The sequence below is a fragment of the Herminiimonas fonticola genome, from assembly GCF_040395855.1.
GTDB lineage: Bacteria > Pseudomonadota > Gammaproteobacteria > Burkholderiales > Burkholderiaceae_D > Oxalicibacterium > Oxalicibacterium fonticola_A.
Window position 1 is genome coordinate 1 of record NZ_JBEBPO010000050.1, and the last position, 17,489, is coordinate 17,489.

The 17,489-nt window shown below is 54.5% G+C and carries 15 protein-coding genes; 8 read left to right on the forward strand and 7 right to left on the reverse strand.

Features of this window, described 5'->3' with window-relative positions; genetic code table 11:
* From ABWP27_RS07985 to ABWP27_RS07995, 3 genes are all read right to left on the reverse strand, one after another.
* The coding region (locus ABWP27_RS07985) for a PIN domain-containing protein (protein ID WP_353155472.1) at positions 1–950 on the reverse strand (950 nt) is incomplete at its 3' end.
* Between the two features lie 220 nt (positions 951–1,170).
* Complete coding sequence (locus ABWP27_RS07990; protein ID WP_353155473.1) at positions 1,171–1,665, reverse strand: peroxiredoxin; 495 nt, start codon at positions 1,663–1,665, stop codon at positions 1,171–1,173.
* 275 nt (positions 1,666–1,940) lie between these two features.
* A complete protein-coding gene (locus tag ABWP27_RS07995; protein WP_353155475.1) occupies positions 1,941–2,315 on the reverse strand; it encodes an Mth938-like domain-containing protein in 375 nt (124 codons plus the stop codon).
* Positions 2,316–2,592: 277 nt separating this feature from the next.
* Between ABWP27_RS07995 and ABWP27_RS08000 the strand changes: the two genes are divergently transcribed.
* Positions 2,593–3,816 (forward strand): pyridoxal phosphate-dependent aminotransferase, encoded by a 1,224-nt coding sequence (locus tag ABWP27_RS08000; RefSeq protein WP_353155477.1) that lies wholly within the window; start codon positions 2,593–2,595, stop codon positions 3,814–3,816.
* Positions 3,817–3,894: 78 nt separating this feature from the next.
* Complete coding sequence (locus ABWP27_RS08005; protein WP_353155479.1) at positions 3,895–5,205, forward strand: homoserine dehydrogenase; 1,311 nt, start codon at positions 3,895–3,897, stop codon at positions 5,203–5,205.
* A 41-nt stretch (positions 5,206–5,246) separates the two neighbouring features.
* Here ABWP27_RS08005 and ABWP27_RS08010 read toward each other — a convergent pair whose 3' ends face one another.
* Positions 5,247–5,723: a NuoB/complex I 20 kDa subunit family protein gene (locus ABWP27_RS08010; RefSeq protein ID WP_353155481.1), complete on the reverse strand. Its 477-nt coding sequence runs from the start codon at positions 5,721–5,723 to the stop codon at positions 5,247–5,249.
* An 87-nt stretch (positions 5,724–5,810) separates the two neighbouring features.
* Positions 5,811–6,644: an AraC family transcriptional regulator gene (locus ABWP27_RS08015; protein WP_353155483.1), complete on the reverse strand. Its 834-nt coding sequence runs from the start codon at positions 6,642–6,644 to the stop codon at positions 5,811–5,813.
* 242 nt (positions 6,645–6,886) lie between these two features.
* Between ABWP27_RS08015 and thrC the strand changes: the two genes are divergently transcribed.
* The 6 genes from thrC (at position 6,887) to clpB (ending at position 13,617) form a co-directional block, all read left to right on the forward strand.
* Positions 6,887–8,347 (forward strand): threonine synthase, encoded by a 1,461-nt coding sequence (thrC, locus tag ABWP27_RS08020; RefSeq protein WP_353155485.1) that lies wholly within the window; start codon positions 6,887–6,889, stop codon positions 8,345–8,347.
* An 84-nt stretch (positions 8,348–8,431) separates the two neighbouring features.
* On the forward strand, positions 8,432–9,685 hold the full coding sequence (locus ABWP27_RS08025) for a molybdopterin molybdotransferase MoeA (RefSeq protein ID WP_353155487.1): 1,254 nt from the start codon (positions 8,432–8,434) through the stop codon (positions 9,683–9,685).
* 21 nt (positions 9,686–9,706) lie between these two features.
* Complete coding sequence (gene moaD / locus ABWP27_RS08030) at positions 9,707–9,964, forward strand: molybdopterin converting factor subunit 1 (protein WP_353155489.1); 258 nt, start codon at positions 9,707–9,709, stop codon at positions 9,962–9,964.
* Between the two features lie 58 nt (positions 9,965–10,022).
* On the forward strand, positions 10,023–10,496 hold the full coding sequence (moaE, locus tag ABWP27_RS08035; RefSeq protein WP_353155491.1) for a molybdopterin synthase catalytic subunit MoaE: 474 nt from the start codon (positions 10,023–10,025) through the stop codon (positions 10,494–10,496).
* Between the two features lie 2 nt (positions 10,497–10,498).
* Positions 10,499–10,873 carry a fluoride efflux transporter CrcB gene (gene crcB / locus ABWP27_RS08040; RefSeq protein ID WP_353155499.1) on the forward strand — a complete coding sequence of 125 codons (375 nt, stop codon included), beginning with the start codon at positions 10,499–10,501 and terminating at the stop codon, positions 10,871–10,873.
* 155 nt (positions 10,874–11,028) lie between these two features.
* Positions 11,029–13,617 carry an ATP-dependent chaperone ClpB gene (clpB, locus tag ABWP27_RS08045; RefSeq protein WP_353155493.1) on the forward strand — a complete coding sequence of 863 codons (2,589 nt, stop codon included), beginning with the start codon at positions 11,029–11,031 and terminating at the stop codon, positions 13,615–13,617.
* Between the two features lie 55 nt (positions 13,618–13,672).
* Here the strand turns inward: clpB and ABWP27_RS08050 are convergent, their stop codons facing one another.
* Both ABWP27_RS08050 and putA read right to left on the reverse strand, forming a co-directional pair.
* Complete coding sequence (locus ABWP27_RS08050; RefSeq protein ID WP_353155495.1) at positions 13,673–14,059, reverse strand: VOC family protein; 387 nt, start codon at positions 14,057–14,059, stop codon at positions 13,673–13,675.
* A 46-nt stretch (positions 14,060–14,105) separates the two neighbouring features.
* The coding region (gene putA / locus ABWP27_RS08055; protein WP_353155497.1) for a bifunctional proline dehydrogenase/L-glutamate gamma-semialdehyde dehydrogenase PutA at positions 14,106–17,489 on the reverse strand (3,384 nt) is incomplete at its 5' end.

Consider the following 17,489-nt stretch of genomic DNA (forward strand, 5'->3'; position numbering starts at 1 on the left):
TTGATCTGGCGCACCTGGCCGTAGAACGATGCTTCGCCATTCTTCGGTTCCATGTAGACGAACTGATTGACCAGCATGGCCGGCACGACCGGGCCGCTCAGGCGATAGAAGGTGTAACCGGTGCCATGCTTGTTTTCCTGCCAGGATTCCATGCCCTTCGCATGCTTGATCCAGAAGTCGTCCGGCAATTGCATGATGCCGGAGTAGAGCAGGTCGGTATCTTCCAGCACGTGATCGTTCAGATACTCTTCCGCCGGCAAGCCCATCGCGCGCGCCTTGATGCGCATATTGATATCTTTCGATACCAGCACGATAGGGCGTCCCGGGTATTGCGCTTCCAGTGCGCGTACTACGCCGAGAATCTGATTGTCGGCCTTGCCCATGGGCAGGCCTTCCGGCAGCGTCACGTTCTGCAATTTGGTCTGGAAGAACAAACGGCCCTTGGCATCCTTGTTGCCGAGTTTCGATAAAGGGATGCCTTCATCGATTGCATTCTCCTCGACGCCGCTTACCAGTGCATCCAGCGAACGCGATACCTGGCGCGCACTGCGTGCGACTTCCGACATGCCCTTCTTGTGATCGTCCAGCTCTTCCAGCGTCATCATCGGCAGATAGACGTCGTGTTCTTCAAAGCGGAACAGCGAGGTTGGATCGTGCATCAGCACGTTGGTATCGAGCACAAACAATTTGGTGGTGCCGGATTTGTCGACCGGACGGCGGGCGCCAGACTTTGGCGCCAGTGCGACGGTTTGTGCGGAGACTGCACGCGGTTTTTCGGCCGGTGTCTTGTCAGCAATCTTGGCGCGGACGGGGGCCGGTGCTGTCTGACTCTGGCGTGCTGTCGGTTCAATCAATGTCAGTGCTTTGACAATCTTGTCCTTATCCGCCTTCGGATAGTCTTGCGGTGACAGCAGTGCAGCAGGCTTGGTCGGTAATTTAGGCAGGGGCATCAGGACCTCGATCTAGAAAGTTGGAAACAAAATACAAACAACGGTGATGCGCAGGCGAAAAGCAGGGATGGAGGAACAGATTTGAAAACGGTTGAGAAGAGGAAGAAAGCGGGGGAGGCACAAATCAAAAGCAAAAAAGCCGTTTGGGAAGGCTCATGGCCTAATCCGCAAACGGCTTTCTTGGCGAAAAATTCTTTTGAATTCAATGGGTTCTACAAACCTAGGTAAGAGCCTTCACAAACTCCAGTACTTCATCGATGTGTCCAGGCACTTTCACTCCACGCCATTCTTTCACCAATTTGCCCGACTCGTCAATAATAAATGTGGAACGTTCGATGCCGCGCACTTTCTTGCCGTACATATTTTTCATCTTCATGACATCGAACATCGTGCACAAGGTTTCATCCGGATCGGAAATCAGTTCAAACGGCAATGCCAGCTTTTCCTTGAATCCTTCATGCGAACGGATGCTGTCGCGGCTGACGCCGAAAATTTCGGCATTGGCAGCCTGGAACTGCGAATACATTTCGCGAAACTGTATGCCTTCCGTCGTGCAACCCGGCGTATTGTCCTTTGGATAGAAGTACAGGACGATTTTTTTCCCTTTGTAATCAGATAGTTGAAATGTCTGATTGCCAGTCATTGCGGCGGAAAAATCCGGCACGTTCCGATTGAGTGCGGAAGGGCGCTCTGCCACGGCGATGTCTTGATCCATTTTGTATCACTCTCTTAGTCGATGGTGTCGGCGCTATGCGTATGGCGCATGATGGACGAGCGATTCTTTGTCATTCCGGCATGTATTTGACAATGCATTAATGCAGCCAGAAATGAAGATGGGGGCGAGATTTTATCCTTCAAGCAATGAAACTTGAAAATCCTGTTTTATTTGCATCGCCCGCACACGGACTCAATCCTGATCAAGCCCGATGATAAAGACAATAATTTTCGACCTTGGTTCACACGGATGTGAATGTGATGAAAAACGGGAAATTATGCGTCGAATATCAGGGCCAGCGCGACCTTGCGGCCTTCTGCCATCAGGATATTGTAGGTGCGGCAGGCGGCTTGATTGTCCATGCATTCGACCCCTATGCGGCGCGCCGTCAATGGCGCAGTCAGGCGCGGGTGTACGAAACGCTGGCGCGCGCCAGTACCGAGAATGACGACATCCGGTGCAATGGCGTTGATCTGTTCGAAATGTTCGACTGTCAAGGTGTCGAAGGAATTCACCGGCCACGGTGCAGGGGCAATTTCGGGCAGTACGATGAGGCTGTAGTTGAACGGGAGCAGATTGATTTCAACCCCGTTTTCATCGTAAGCGGTAACAGTCTGATATTGCTGGGTGCTTGTGTTGTGAAGCTTCATGACGGTATGGGCAGAATATGAATCGGGATCGCAGGCGCGTATTTCCGATAGTTAGAAGATAAAGAACGCTTATTGTAACGTTTTCAGCCTTAAACCAGTCTTTATCGATTGATAAAATCGGTCGCTTTCGGCAAAATGGATCTCTTTCGCGGCGCAACATTGCGGCCGTCATTTTTCGCCGGTGTCGAGTTGTCCATCTTGCATGGGATGACTTGAAGGGCCGGCGTTTCTATTAGAACTTATCCATAAGCTCTGAAAAATAACAAGGAATTGCGCTGTGCGACCGATTCAAAAATCGAAAAAACTGGCTGAGGTTTGTTACGACATTCGTGGTCCCGTGCTGGAAAAAGCCCGCCAGATGGAAGAAGACGGTCACAAGATCATCAAGCTGAATATCGGCAATCTGGCCACGTTCGGCTTCGATGCGCCGGACGAGATTGTGCAGGACATGATCCGCAACATGTCGAATGCCTCAGGTTATACCGATTCAAAAGGCTTGTTCGCGCCGCGCAAGGCGATCATGCAGTACTCGCAGGAAAAGAAAATTGCCGGTGTGACGATAGACGACATCTATCTCGGCAACGGTGCGTCCGAATTGATCGTCATGAGCATGAATGCCTTGCTCAATACCGGCGATGAAGTGCTGGTGCCTTCGCCCGATTATCCTTTGTGGACTGCTGCGGTCAGCCTGTCGGGCGGCACGCCGGTGCACTATGTGTGCGATGAGCAGGCCGACTGGTTCCCGGATATTGACGATATCAAGAAGAAAATCAATTCGAATACCAAGGCCATCGTCGTCATCAATCCGAACAACCCGACCGGCGCGCTGTATCCGCTGGAGTTGTTGCAGCAAATCGTCGACCTCGCACGCGAACACCAGCTGATCGTGTTTGCCGACGAGATTTACGACAAGGTTTTGTATGACGGCGCCAAGCACGATTCGATCGCTTCGCTGGCCGATGACGTATTGTTCATCACCTTCAACGGCCTGTCGAAAAACTACCGTGCCTGCGGCTATCGCGCCGGCTGGATGATCGTCTCGGGTGAAAAACGTTATGCCAAGGACTACATCGAAGGTTTGAACATGCTGGCCTCAATGCGTTTGTGTGCCAATGCGCCTGGGCAGTACGCGATCCAAACCGCGTTGGGCGGCTACCAAAGCATCAACGATCTGGTCGGTCCGAGCGGACGACTGACGCGCCAGCGCGATCTGGCGCACAAACTGCTGACTGAAATTCCGGGCGTGACTTGCGTCAAGCCGAAATCGGCGCTGTACATGTTCCCGCGTCTTGATCCGAAGATGTACCCGATCAAGGACGATCAGGATTTTGCCTACCAATTGCTGGCAGAGGAAAGCGTGCTGATTGTGCAGGGCACGGGTTTCAATTGCCCGACGCCGGATCATTTCAGGGTAGTATTCCTGCCGAATTCCGACGATTTGACGGTGGCGATCGGCCGTATTGCGCATTTCCTCGAAGGTTATCGCAAGCGCCTGGGTTGAGCCCCTCATTTTATTTGATCGCCGCGTTTGCACAGCTTGCGAACGCATGTCGCAACTGACATCTTTTATACAGAAATTATGAAATCCATCAAAGTAGGTTTGTTAGGTGCGGGCACTGTCGGTGCAGGAACATTCAATATCCTGAAGCGCAATCAGGAAGAAATTTCGCGTCGCGCCGGCCACAAGATCGAAATCGTCATGGTGGCCGATCTGGATGTGGCGCGTGCCAGGGAACTGGTCGGCGCCGATTGCGAAGTGGTCAATGACGGCAATCTGGTGGTCAACCATCCCGATATCGAGATCGTGGTCGAATTGATAGGCGGTTACGGTATCGCGAAAGATCTGGTGCTGAAAGCGATTGCCAACGGCAAGCATGTCGTCACCGCAAACAAGGCTTTGCTGGCTGTACATGGCGATGAAATTTTCAAGGCGGCACAAGACAAGGGCGTGATGGTCGCGTATGAAGCGGCAGTCGCCGGCGGCATTCCTATCATCAAGGCCTTGCGCGAAGGCTTGACGGCCAATCGCATCGAATGGATAGCCGGCATCATCAACGGCACCACCAATTTCATCCTGTCCGAAATGCGCGACAAGGGCCTGGATTTCGATACCGTTCTGAAAGAAGCGCAACGCCTGGGCTATGCAGAAGCCGATCCGACTTTCGATATCGAAGGTGTGGATGCCGCGCACAAGGCGACGCTGATGGCGGCGATTGCATTCGGCATTCCGGTGCAGTTCGACAAGGCGCACATCGAAGGCATTACCAAACTGGAAGCCATTGATATTCGCTATGCCGAACAACTCGGTTACCGGATCAAATTGCTGGGCATCGCCAAACGGACGCCGCAAGGAATTGAATTGCGCGTGCACCCAACCCTGATTCCTGCCAAGCGTTTGATTGCCAACGTGGAAGGCGCGATGAACGCCGTGGTGGTGCAGGGCGATGCAGTGGGTGCGACGCTGTATTACGGCAAGGGCGCAGGCGCCGAACCAACCGGCTCGGCAGTGATTGCCGATCTGGTCGATATTGCGCGTCTGGCCGATGCCGATCCGGCACATCGCGTACCGCATCTGGCATTCCAGCCGAATGCAATGAGCGCGTTGCCGATACTGCCGATTTCTGAAGTGACGACCAGTTACTACCTGCGCATGCCTGTGGCGGACGAATTGGGTGTGCTGGCGAATATAACCAGCATCCTGGCGGAATCGACGATTTCCATCGATGCCATGTTGCAAAAAGAGCCGGGACAGGATGAAAGCAAAACCGACATCATCATGCTGACGCACCAGACGCAAGAGAAAAACGTCGAAGCGGCGATCAGGAAGATAGAAGCCTTGCCGACTGTGCTGGGTAAAGTCACCAAGATCCGTCTTGAGCATTTGAGCTGAACGGATAAAAAGGCGCTCGATAGAGCGCCTTTTTTCATTGCTTAACGTTCGATCAGCGTGCCGCGCTTGATCTTCTTTTGCAATTGCAGAATGCCGTAGATCAATGCCTCTGCAGTGGGTGGGCATCCGGGCACATAGACATCAACCGGAATGATGCGATCACAACCGCGTACTACTGAATAGGAATAGTGATAATAGCCGCCGCCATTGGCGCATGACCCCATCGAAATCACATATTTCGGATCGGGCATTTGATCGTAGACCTTGCGTATGGCGCGTCCCATTTTATTGGTCAGGGTGCCCGCAACGATCATCAGGTCAGCCTGACGGGGACTTGCTCTGGGCATGATGCCGAAGCGGTCCATATCGTAACGCGATGATGCTGCCTGCATCATTTCAACTGCGCAACAAGCCAGACCGAATGATAGATACCACATGCTATTGGAACGCGCCTGCGCCATCATGGCATCGACGCTGGTCAGTACATAACCTTCCGTTTCAAATTTTCCGCTTTCCATGATTTCTCCTGCTGAATTGGCAAGAGCGTAGCGCTGCAAAGGCACGAAAAATTGTACGGAAACGACATCCGATGAGGCTGTCGATAATTAGTCGATGAAGGCTTGCATATCCTTTTGGTTAAAACGCCATAGCCGATAGGCGGATTCATCGCTGTTGCGCGTCTTGATGAATTTTCCTGGCGCTGCACCGATGAAATCCTGAAAATCCCGGCTGAAGTGCGCATCGTCAAAATAGCCGCTGTCTTGCGCAATGCGGGTAGAGACGCCTCTCTCTGGTACTTGTGCAATCAGTGTTGCAAGCGCGGTGTTGAAGCGTGCCAGACGGCGATAGTCGCGCAGCGAGACGCCGTAATGCTGGCGAAAGCGCCGCTCGAACTGGCGTACACCGAGATTGCTGGCGGCGGCCAGTATGTGACCGGGCAACTGTAATTCCGTTGCCGAAAAACGAGGAAGCAACAGCAGCGTGTGCCGTTTGTGCATGCGCGCCTGATCCAGAAAAGATTCCATGCAGGCGACCACTTGCTGCGGATTGCGCGCGTATGCGATGTTTTCTTGCAGGGAGTTTGCCAAATGCGGGGCGACTGCATCTTCCAGTGGAATGATCTGATGTGCGATTTCGCCGCTGGGAATATCGAAATAATCGCTTAAATAATCCGAACGTATTGTGGCTGCCACGAATGCGCTACCGGGTTCGGCATGAAAATGCAGCGGTTTCAGGCTGGGTCCCCCTATAAAGGCGGATGGTAAACGGGCAGGTGCAGCATGCTTTGCAATGAGGGAAGAGCCGCCGCGCAGATAAACCACCAGTTGCGTAGCCAGATTGGCCGGCAAGTGATTGTTGGATGGCATGGCGCTGCCGACGACGAAGTTTTTGATCGCAGGTGAGAAGCGCAACGCAGGCAATATGACGTGATGCAGCATGACAGATGGACTGAATTATCGATTGGGTCGGTCAAGGGCAAGCCGGCAGGGCAATAGATCAGCGAATAGTATCCTAGCAGAGTGGCAGCGACGGATTCGGTGTTCACCTGTTTTGCAATAAAATAAACATCGCGTTGCAGAAGGCAGGTTTAACGGAAGGCGGTGGCAAGACCAGCGGAGCGCCGGGTGCGTACAAGCTATAATGGCGGTTGCTTTCATTGCTATTTATCCTATACCACGACATGCAATATATCTCGACCCGCGGCGCGTCCGCTCCCCAGTCCTTTTCCCATATCCTGCTCGGTGGCCTGGCGCCCGATGGCGGACTGTATCTGCCGGCTGAATATCCGCAAGTCACGGATGCAGAACTCGATGTGTGGCGTACGCTGTCCTACGCCGATCTGGCGTTTGAAGTACTGAAAAAATTCGCTACCGATATTCCGGACGCGGATTTGCATGCGCTGGTGCACAAGACCTATACCGCTGATGTGTATTGCAATGTGCGTCACGGTGAAGAAGCTGCACGCATTACGCCTTTGCGTCTGGTAGAAGAAAAAAACGGCAGCAAGCTGATGTTGCAGGCCCTGTCGAATGGCCCGACGCTGGCCTTCAAGGACATGGCGATGCAATTGCTCGGCAATCTGTTCGAGTACACGCTGGCCAAGCAACATGCGGAACTGAATATTTTTGGTGCAACCTCCGGTGATACCGGTAGTGCGGCTGAATATGCAATGCGCGGCAAGAAGGGCATACGCGTCTTCATGCTGTCGCCGCACAAGAAAATGAGCGCCTTCCAGACCGCGCAAATGTTCAGCCTGCAGGACCCGAACATTTTCAATATCGCCGTCGAAGGCGTGTTCGACGATTGCCAGGATATGGTCAAGGCCGTCTCCAACGATCATGCATTCAAGCAGCAGCAGAAAATCGGCACCGTCAATTCGATCAACTGGGCGCGCGTTGTTGCACAGGTTATTTATTATTTCCGCGGCTACCTGAGCGCCACTACCAGCAATGAACAGAAGGTATCGTTCACCGTGCCATCGGGTAATTTCGGCAATATCTGCGCCGGTCACATTGCGCGCATGATGGGTCTGCCGATACATCAACTGGTGGCAGCGACCAACGAGAACGATGTGCTGGACGAATTCTTCCGTACCGGCGTCTATCGCGTGCGCAAGTCTGCAGAGACCTATCACACCACCAGTCCGAGCATGGACATCAGCAAGGCATCGAACTTCGAGCGTTTCATTTTCGATTTGCTGGGCCGCGATGGCGAGCGCGTACGTGCCCTGTTCCAGAAAGTGGAAACGCACGGTGGTTTCGACCTGTCCGGCAAGCCGGGTAGCGATGGCGACGAGTTCAAGAACATTGCGCAGTTCGGTTTTGTTTCCGGCAAATCGACGCATGCAGATCGCCTGGCGACAATACGCGACCTGCATGCCAAGTACGATCTGACGATAGACACGCACACTGCAGATGGCGTCAAGGTCGCGCGCGAACACCTGACGCCAGGCGTCACGATGATCGTGCTGGAAACCGCCTTGCCGGCCAAGTTCAATGAAACCATACGCGAAGCCCTGGGCCGGGATGCCGAGCGTCCGGCCGGTTTTGAAAATATCGAGGATTTGCCGCAACGTTTTGAAGTGATGACGAAAGATATCGACAAGATGAAAGCGTTCATCGCGGCACAGACCGGTTTGTAAAAGCAGACTGTTTCCTGTATTGGATGGCAGCGGTATTTACAATCGCTTCATCACCAGATTCGTCACCAGATTATCGAGCCAAGCATGACTGAGCCTAAACCGATGTTGAGCGTTGCAGAAGCACTGGATTTCCTGCTGTCTTCTGCAAGAAAAATTACGGCAACGCAAACGCTGTCCACGCTGGAAGCGAACGGGCGCATCCTCGCCGTGGCGCAAAGTTCGCAACTGGATGTGCCGCCGGTAGACAACACATCGATGGATGGTTATGCGGTGCGTGCCGCCGATTGCGCCAGCGGCGAAGCTGTGTTGCGCGTCAGCCAGCGCATTCCGGCCGGGCATGTCGGCCAGCCTCTGGAAGAAGGTTGTGCCGCACGCATTTTTACCGGTGCGATGATTCCGCAAGGCGCAGATGCTGTCGTGATGCAGGAAGTATGTGTGGCATCGAAAGATGGCGCCGATGATCTGGTGACCGTCAAGCACGCGCCGCAATCCGGCGAGTGGATACGGCGTGCCGGTGAAGATATCCAGGCCGGCAGCGTGATTCTGCATGCAGGCCAGCGCTTGCGCGCACAGGAAATCGGCCTTGCCGCGTCGGTGGGTCTGGCGACACTGCCGGTGGTGCGCAAGTTGCGCGTTGCCGTCTTTTTTACCGGCGACGAACTGGCGATGCCGGGCGATGCACTCAAGCCCGGCGCGATTTACAACTCCAACAAATTCACGCTGCGCGGCCTGCTGGAAAATCTGGGCTGCGACATTACCGATTACGGCATCGTGCCGGATACGCTGGCGGCAACGCGCGATACCTTGCGTCGGGCGGCAGCAGAGCACGATTTGATCATTACCTCCGGCGGCGTGTCGGTAGGCGAAGAAGACCACATCAAGCCGGCCGTCGAAGCCGAAGGGCATATCAATATGTGGCAGATCGCCGTCAAGCCGGGCAAACCGCTGGCGTTTGGCGAAGTCAATCGCGCAGAAAAATCCGGCAAGGAAAACGACACGGCATTCTTCCTCGGATTGCCTGGCAATCCGGTGTCGAGTTTTGTTACCTTCCTGCTGTTTGTGCGGCCGTTCATTCTCAGGCTGCAAGGCGTGCAGGATGTGGCACCCAGGGCATATACGATGCGGGCCGATTTCAACTTGCCGAAAGGCGACCGACGCAATGAATTTTTACGTGCGAAAATCAATGCGGAAGGCGGCCTCGATCTGTTTGCCAATCAGAGTTCCGGCGTGCTGACTTCCACCGTGTGGGGCGATGGCCTGATCGACAATCCGCCGGGCAGGGCGATTGCGCAAGGCGATATCGTGCGCTTTATTTCATTCAGCGATTTGATGCACTGATCCATTACGAGTAACAGCGATATGAAAATTCAACTCAGATTTTTTGCCAGCGTGCGTGAAGCGCTGGGTGTGACGCAAGAGTCGATTACGGTGCCGGATAGCGTGGCGACTGTCGGCGATGTGCGGGTATTTTTGCAGCAGCGTGGTGGCGTGTGGGCCGAAGCACTGGCAGATGGCCGTTCATTGCGGATGGCCTATGATCAGGAAATGACGAATGCAGCCACCGCAATAGCAGATGGCGGCGAAGTGGCTTTCTTCCCGCCTGTAACCGGCGGCTGAATACGGCAGCTTATTGCAGCAAACAAATACGCAATTGAGCAATACGGAGTAAACCAGCATGGCGATACGCGTACAAACTGAAGATTTCGATGTCAGCAAGGAAGTGGCAGACTTGCGTGCGAACAGCCCGCAGGTCGGGGCTGTCGTTACGTTCATCGGCACTGTGCGCGACATGAACGAGGGTGCCAGCGTGGCCGAGATGGAGCTTGAGCACTATCCGGGCATGACGGAAAAAGCATTGCAGAATATTGTCGAGCAAGCCAAATCACGCTGGCCGATTTTTGATGCATTGGTGATCCATCGCATAGGCCCCTTGCTGCCGCTGGAGCAGATCGTACTGGTCGCAGTGACGTCTGCACATCGCGGCGAAGCGTTTTCTGCCTGCGAGTTCATCATCGATTACCTGAAAACGGAAGCGCCATTCTGGAAAAAAGAGCAAACGCCTGACGGTGCGCGCTGGGTCGATGCGCGTGTCACTGATGATACGGCGCTGGCGAAATGGGCGGTTCCATCCAGTAGGGATAGCCACTGATGATGAGCTGGCTGGCAGTGGGTGTCGGCGCTGCCATCGGTGCCTGGCTGCGCTGGGGACTGGGCCTCTGGCTCAACATGATCAATCCGCAACTGCCGCTCGGAACGCTGTTTGCCAATCTGGGCGGCGGTTATCTGGTCGGGATTGCCGTCGCTTTCTTCACCAGTCATCCAGGCGTGCCGCCGGAATGGCGCCTGTTTGCGATTACCGGCGTTCTCGGTGGGCTGACTACCTTTTCCACCTTCTCGGCTGAAGCAGTACTGCTGCTGCAACGTGGCGACTATGTGTGGGCGCTGGCGCACACGCTGCTGCATCTGCTCGGCTCGATTCTTTTCTGCATAGCCGGATTCGCGACGTACCGCGTCCTGTCGGCGTAGACTGTAAGGCAAGCGGCGACTTTCTGATTGCCTTTGTCGCTGTAGGTATCGAGTGAATTTCCCGTTTTAAACACCCCTGTCATAAAAATGGTTATTGAAAAATAGCCGTTTGGCCCACATTTCTCTGCATTAACGATCTTCTATTGGGGGATGCAATGCGTATAGATAAACTGACGACCAAGCTGCAGGAAGCGCTCGCCGATGCGCAGAGTCATGCTGTCGGCAATGACAATCAATATATAGAACCAGTGCACGTACTCGTTGCGCTGCTGAGCCAGGACGACAGCAGCACGCGCTCGCTGCTGCAACGTGCGGGGGCCAACATCAACGGCATGGTGACCGCGCTGAAAAGTGCGCTGGAGCGCCTGCCCAAAGTCTCAGGCACTGGCGGCCAGGTGCAGGTCGGGCGCGATCTGACTTCGCTCCTGAATCTGGCCGACAAGGAATCGCAGATGCATGGCGACGAGTTCATCGCCACTGAAATGCTCTTGCTGGCACTGACCGAGGACAAGTCCGACGCCGGCAAGATCGCGCGCGAAAACGGTTTGACGCGCAAGGCGCTGCAAGCCGCGATCAAGGCGGTGCGCGGCAACTCGAAAATTGATTCGGCAGAAGGTGAAGGCCAGCGCGAAGCGCTCAAAAAATACACGCTCGATCTGACCGAACGTGCACGTATCGGCAAGCTCGATCCGGTTATCGGTCGCGATGACGAGATTCGGCGCACCATCCAGATTCTGCAACGCCGTTCCAAGAATAATCCGGTATTGATCGGTGAACCAGGCGTGGGTAAAACCGCCATCGTCGAAGGTTTGGCACAACGCATTGTCAATGGCGAAGTGCCTGAAAGCCTGAAGGGAAAACGTGTGCTGTCGCTCGACATGGCATCGCTGCTCGCTGGAGCCAAATATCGTGGCGAGTTTGAAGAACGCCTGAAGGCAGTGTTGACCGAACTTGCAGAGGACGAAGGCCAGACCATCGTCTTCATCGACGAGATGCATACGCTGGTCGGTGCCGGCAAGGCCGAAGGTGCAATGGATGCCGGTAATATGCTCAAGCCGGCATTGGCACGCGGTGAGCTGCACTGCGTAGGCGCAACCACGCTCGACGAGTACCGGAAATACATCGAGAAAGATGCGGCGCTGGAACGCCGTTTCCAAAAAGTCCTCGTGGATGAGCCAACGGTGGAAGCAACGATCGCCATCCTGCGCGGCCTGCAGGAAAAATACGAAGTTCATCACGGCGTCGACATTACCGATCCGGCAATTGTCGCTGCGGCAGAACTGTCGCATCGCTACATTACCGATCGCTTCCTGCCTGACAAGGCGATCGATTTGATCGATGAAGCGGCAGCCAAGATCAAGATCGAGATCGACTCCAAGCCGGAAGTAATGGACCGGCTGGACAGGCGCGTCATTCAATTGAAGATCGAACGCGAAGCGATCAGGAAAGAAAAAGACGAAGCCTCGCAAAAACGCCTGGCTCTGATTGAAGAAGAGATAGAAAAACTCGGTCGTGAATACGCCGATCTGGAAGAAATCTGGAAAGCGGAAAAATCAGCCGCACAGGGCAGCCAGAGCATCAAGGAAGCAATAGAGAAAGCCCGTCTGCAAATAGAAGAGGCGACGCGCAAGAGCGACTGGCAGCGCGTGTCTGAATTGCAGTACAAGACGCTGCCCGAACTGGACGCGCAGCTGAAGAATGCCGTTACCGGCGAAGCGACTGCTGAAAAAGGCAAGCCGAAACTCGTACGCACCCAGGTCGGCGCGGAAGAAATTGCCGAAGTCGTTTCGCGCGCAACCGGGATTCCGGTCTCGCGCATGATGCAGGGTGAACGCGAGAAGCTGTTGCAGATGGAGGATGCCTTGCACAAACGTGTGGTCGGCCAGCATGAAGCAATCGTTGCGGTGTCGGATGCGATCCGTCGTTCACGCGCCGGCCTCGGCGATCCCGGCCGTCCTTACGGTTCCTTTATGTTCCTGGGCCCGACCGGCGTCGGCAAAACCGAGCTGTGCAAGGCGCTGGCATCCTTCATGTTCGATACTGAAGACGCATTGATCCGCATCGACATGAGCGAATTCATGGAGAAGCACTCGGTGGCGCGTCTGATCGGCGCACCGCCAGGTTATGTCGGCTACGAAGAAGGCGGTTACCTGACCGAAGCCGTGCGGCGCAAACCGTACAGCGTGATTCTGCTCGACGAGATCGAGAAGGCACATCCCGATGTGTTCAACGTGCTGCTGCAAGTGCTGGACGATGGCCGCATGACGGATGGGCAAGGCCGCACTGTCGACTTCAAGAACACCGTCATCGTGATGACGTCGAATCTGGGTTCACACAAGATTCAAGCTATGGAAGGCAGCGAACCGGCATTGATCAAGATGGCGGTGATGGCCGAAGTGCAGTCGCATTTCCGTCCTGAATTCATCAATCGCATCGATGAAATTGTCGTGTTCCATGCACTTGATGAGAAAAACATCGGCTCGATTGCGAAGATCCAGTTGCAGGTTCTGGAACAACGCCTGGAACGCATGGATATGGCGATGAATGTATCGGAAGACGCATTGCAGAAAATTGCAGAAGCCGGTTTCGATCCTGTGTATGGCGCACGGCCGTTGAAACGTGCGATTCAGCAGCGTATCGAAAATCCTTTGTCCAAGGCTATCCTGGAAGGAAAGTTTGGACCCAAGGATGTGATTTCGGTTGATGTGAAGGATGACGAACTGGTATTCGTCAAAGGAAAGTAATTGGAAAGCCCGCCATGTGATGAGCATGGCGGGTTTTTTTTATGTTCTTGAAGAATCAAGGCTGGCGTGCATAGCTGACCGTCAGCATTTCCCATTGATGCCCATCGGGCTCATTCCAATACACGATGCTGCCACCGTGCGCGGTATCGATTTGAAAATCAGTTCTTCCATGTACGTTGCTGCGATAAGGAATGCCTGCTGCCTTGATGCGCTCGAGGATGGCATCGAAGGCTTTCTGTTCCACACGAAAACAGTAATGCAGCATCGGTATCGGATCTTCCCACTCATCAAAATCCAGGGTCAGGTCATCGCTTGCATAAACCGGAGCGAAAGGGCCGATACCTGTTGCCGACCAGGGCACGCCTAGAAGTTCAGCCAGCAGTTTGGCTGACGCCAGTTTGTCGCGCGACGGCACCATAAGATGATCAAGATGGATAGACATTGCGGTCTCCTGTTTGTAGAGCTTATGCAATCGTGATGTCTGGCGATCAGCTTGCTATCGTCATCAGGCTGGCGTTGCCGCCTGCCGCTGTCGTATTGATGCATAGCGCGCGTTCATTGATGAGTCGCCATAAAGGAATCGCTTGTTGAAACTCTGTCGTCACGATAGGCACGATAGCACCATCGCGCGCCGCCAACGCTGTGCGTAAAGCGGACGTATGCTGTCCGCGTTCAAGCAGAGCCAGCCGCAGATCACGGCAATCATGTTGATGCCCGACGATCATCATGCCGGCGCGCAATCGTGCAGGAAGATCGTTTGGTACAAGCATGGCAGTGTTTTGCAATAACACGACTTGATTGCCGGTCGCATATACGGCTGCCAGCTGGTTCAGTAATGCCGGAGTTGTCTCTGCCATACAGAGTACCGAGCCGCGCGCGGCAAAATGCAAGGTATTCAATTCACCGGTTGGCCCTTGTAGATGCAGGACTTTTCCGTACAGGCTATCGCTCGAATAACGACGGATAAGCTCGCTGAGTTGTTGATGTTTGTGTGCCAGACTCCATGACAGCAATTCTACCAATACAATTTGCATCTGCTGCGTTTCCGCCGTGTTTTTCGTATCCTGGTTTTCCATATCGAAGGTCGCTGCCGTTTCTTGTTGCAGGCGCTTCAGATAGAGCGGCCCGCCTGCCTTGGGACCTGTACCCGATAATCCTTCTCCACCAAATGGCTGCACACCGACGACCGCACCAACGATGTTTCGGTTCACATAAATGTTGCCGACGCGCGCGTGATCGACGATGTAATTGATGGTTTCGTCGATGCGGGAATGTATGCCCAGGGTGAGTCCGAAGCCGGTCGCATTGATATCGCTGACCAGTTGCGGCAGATCGTCGCGGCGATAGCGCAGTACGTGTAGCACAGGGCCGAATACTTCGCGTTGCAAATCTGCCATGCGGTCGATTTCAATGACGGCAGGTGCGACAAAGGTGCCTGCTGCGGTTGTCGCTGGCAATGCCAGCTGAGTCAGTATTTTCGATGCACTACGTGCTTGTTCAATGTATGTCTGCAGATTCTGTTGCGCTTCCTTATCGATGACGGGACCGATATCTGTAGCCAGCGAATCCGGATTGCCCATGCTTAGTTCCTGTAGTGCGCCATGCAACATGGTCAGGGTTTGTTCTGCGATATCCGTTTGCAGACACAACACGCGCAAGGCAGAACAACGCTGCCCGGCGCTATCGAAAGCCGAGCTGATAACGTCACGTACAACTTGCTCGCATAGCGCGGATGAATCAACGATCATCGCATTCTGCCCGCCGGTTTCTGCGATCAATGGAATGTCGCGGCCTTCAGCAATGCTGCGCTGTACCAGTGTGCAATTGATGCTGCGAGCAACTTGTGTGGAGCCGGTAAAGACGACGCCGGATATCCGCGCATCAGCGATCAGTTGTGCGCCTGTGGTTTCGCCCCGGCCGGGCATGAAAAACAATACATCTTCCGGCACACCGGCCTGATGCAATAGCTGAACTGCGCGGAAGGCGATCAGCGGCGTTTGCCTGGCCGGTTTGGCCAGTACGGAATTACCCGCTGCGAGTGCTGCACTGACCTGGCCGGTAAAAATGGATAGGGGGAAATTCCACGGACTGATGCAAGTTACCAGTCCCAACGGCCGCTCCGCTTTTGATGCCATAGTCTGCGCGCTGTAATAGCGCAGGAAATCAATGGCTTCTCGCAATTCACCTATCGCATTCGGCACAGTTTTTCCGGCTTCCCGGATGGCGAGTGCAATCAGTTCAGGCGCATGTTGCTGGAACAGCTCAGCTGCGTTCAGCAGGATAGTTGCACGTTCGGAGGGTGCGGTTTTTTGCCACTTGTCTGTAGCGGACATCGCGAGGGTTAGCGCACGCTCCACATCATCAGTATTTGTTTCAACTACGGTACCAGGCAGGTCGCTGTGGTCAGCCGGATTGCGAATGCTTGTCACGGTAGTGGATGATGAATGATCGAGCAGTGCTTGCGCATGCCATTGCTGTTTGCAGCATGTATTTAAAGCGGAGCTGAGATGGCGCAAGGCATGCTCATTGCTCAAGTCTATGCCTGCCGAGTTGAGTCTTTGCTTGCCATACAAATCGACAGGCAAGGTCAGGGCAGGGTGCGGCGTTCCAGCGAGTTCTGCGGCGAGCGTAATCGGATCTTTCAGTAGGGTAGAGATACTCACTTTGTCATCGACAATCTGATTGACGAAGGAGGAATTCGCGCCGTTTTCCAGCAGGCGCCGCACCAGATAGGCCAGCAGTGTTTCGTGTGAACCGACAGGTGCGTAAATGCGGCAAGGTACATCGAGTTGATCGGCGCCGACGATCTGGTCGTACAAGGTTTCGCCCATACCGTGCAGGCACTGGAATTCGTAATCCGTAACCTGCATTGCATGCGCCTGCTGGTAGATCGCAGCGACTGTCAGCGCATTGTGGGTGGCGAATTGCGGATAGATCAGCTTGCCGGCTGCCAGTAATTTTTGTGCGCACACCAGATACGAAAGGTCGGTGTATGCCTTGCGTGTATAAACCGGATAACCCGGCAAGCCGTCGACTTGCGCACGTTTTATTTCCGTATCCCAGTACGCGCCCTTGACCAGGCGCACCATGAGTTTCCGGCCGCTGCGTTGTGCAAGATCGATCAGGTAATCGATCACGTACGGACAACGTTTTTGATATGCCTGCACGACAAATCCGATGCCGTCGAATCCTGCCAGTTCGGGGTCGAAGGCCAGCGCTTCCAGCAGATCCAGCGACAGTTCCAGGCGATCAGCTTCTTCGGCATCGATGTTGATACCGATATCGTATTGTTTGGCCAGCAGAGCCAGACTTTTCAAACGCGGCAGCAGTTCCTGCATGACGCGTGCGCGCTGTGATCTTGCGTAGCGCGGATGCAATGCCGACAGCTTGACCGAAATTCCCGGACTGCTTTTGATGCCGCGTCCGTTGCCGGATTTGCCGATCGCGCGTATCGCCGCTGCATAGGATAGATAGTACGTGTGAGCATCCGCTGCCGTCATGGCGGCTTCGCCCAGCATATCGAAGGAGTAGCGATAGCCTTGCGCTTCATGTTCGCGGCTATTGTCCAGCGCTTCTTCTATGGTTCGTCCGGCGACGAATTGATTGCCGAGCATGCGCATGGCGAGATCCACGCCTTTGCGTATCAGCGGTTCACCGCCTTTGTTGATCAGGCGTGCCAGTGCTGCGATGAGGCTTTGCTCGCTGATGTTGCCGAGCAGCTTGCCGCTTACCAGCAAGCCCCAGGTGGCGGCATTGACGAATAGCGATGGTGATGCGCCCAGATGACGTTGCCAGTCGCCGTTGCCGATCTTGTCCGCAATCAAACGGTCTGCAGTCTCGTGATCGGGAATGCGCAATAGCGCTTCGGCCAG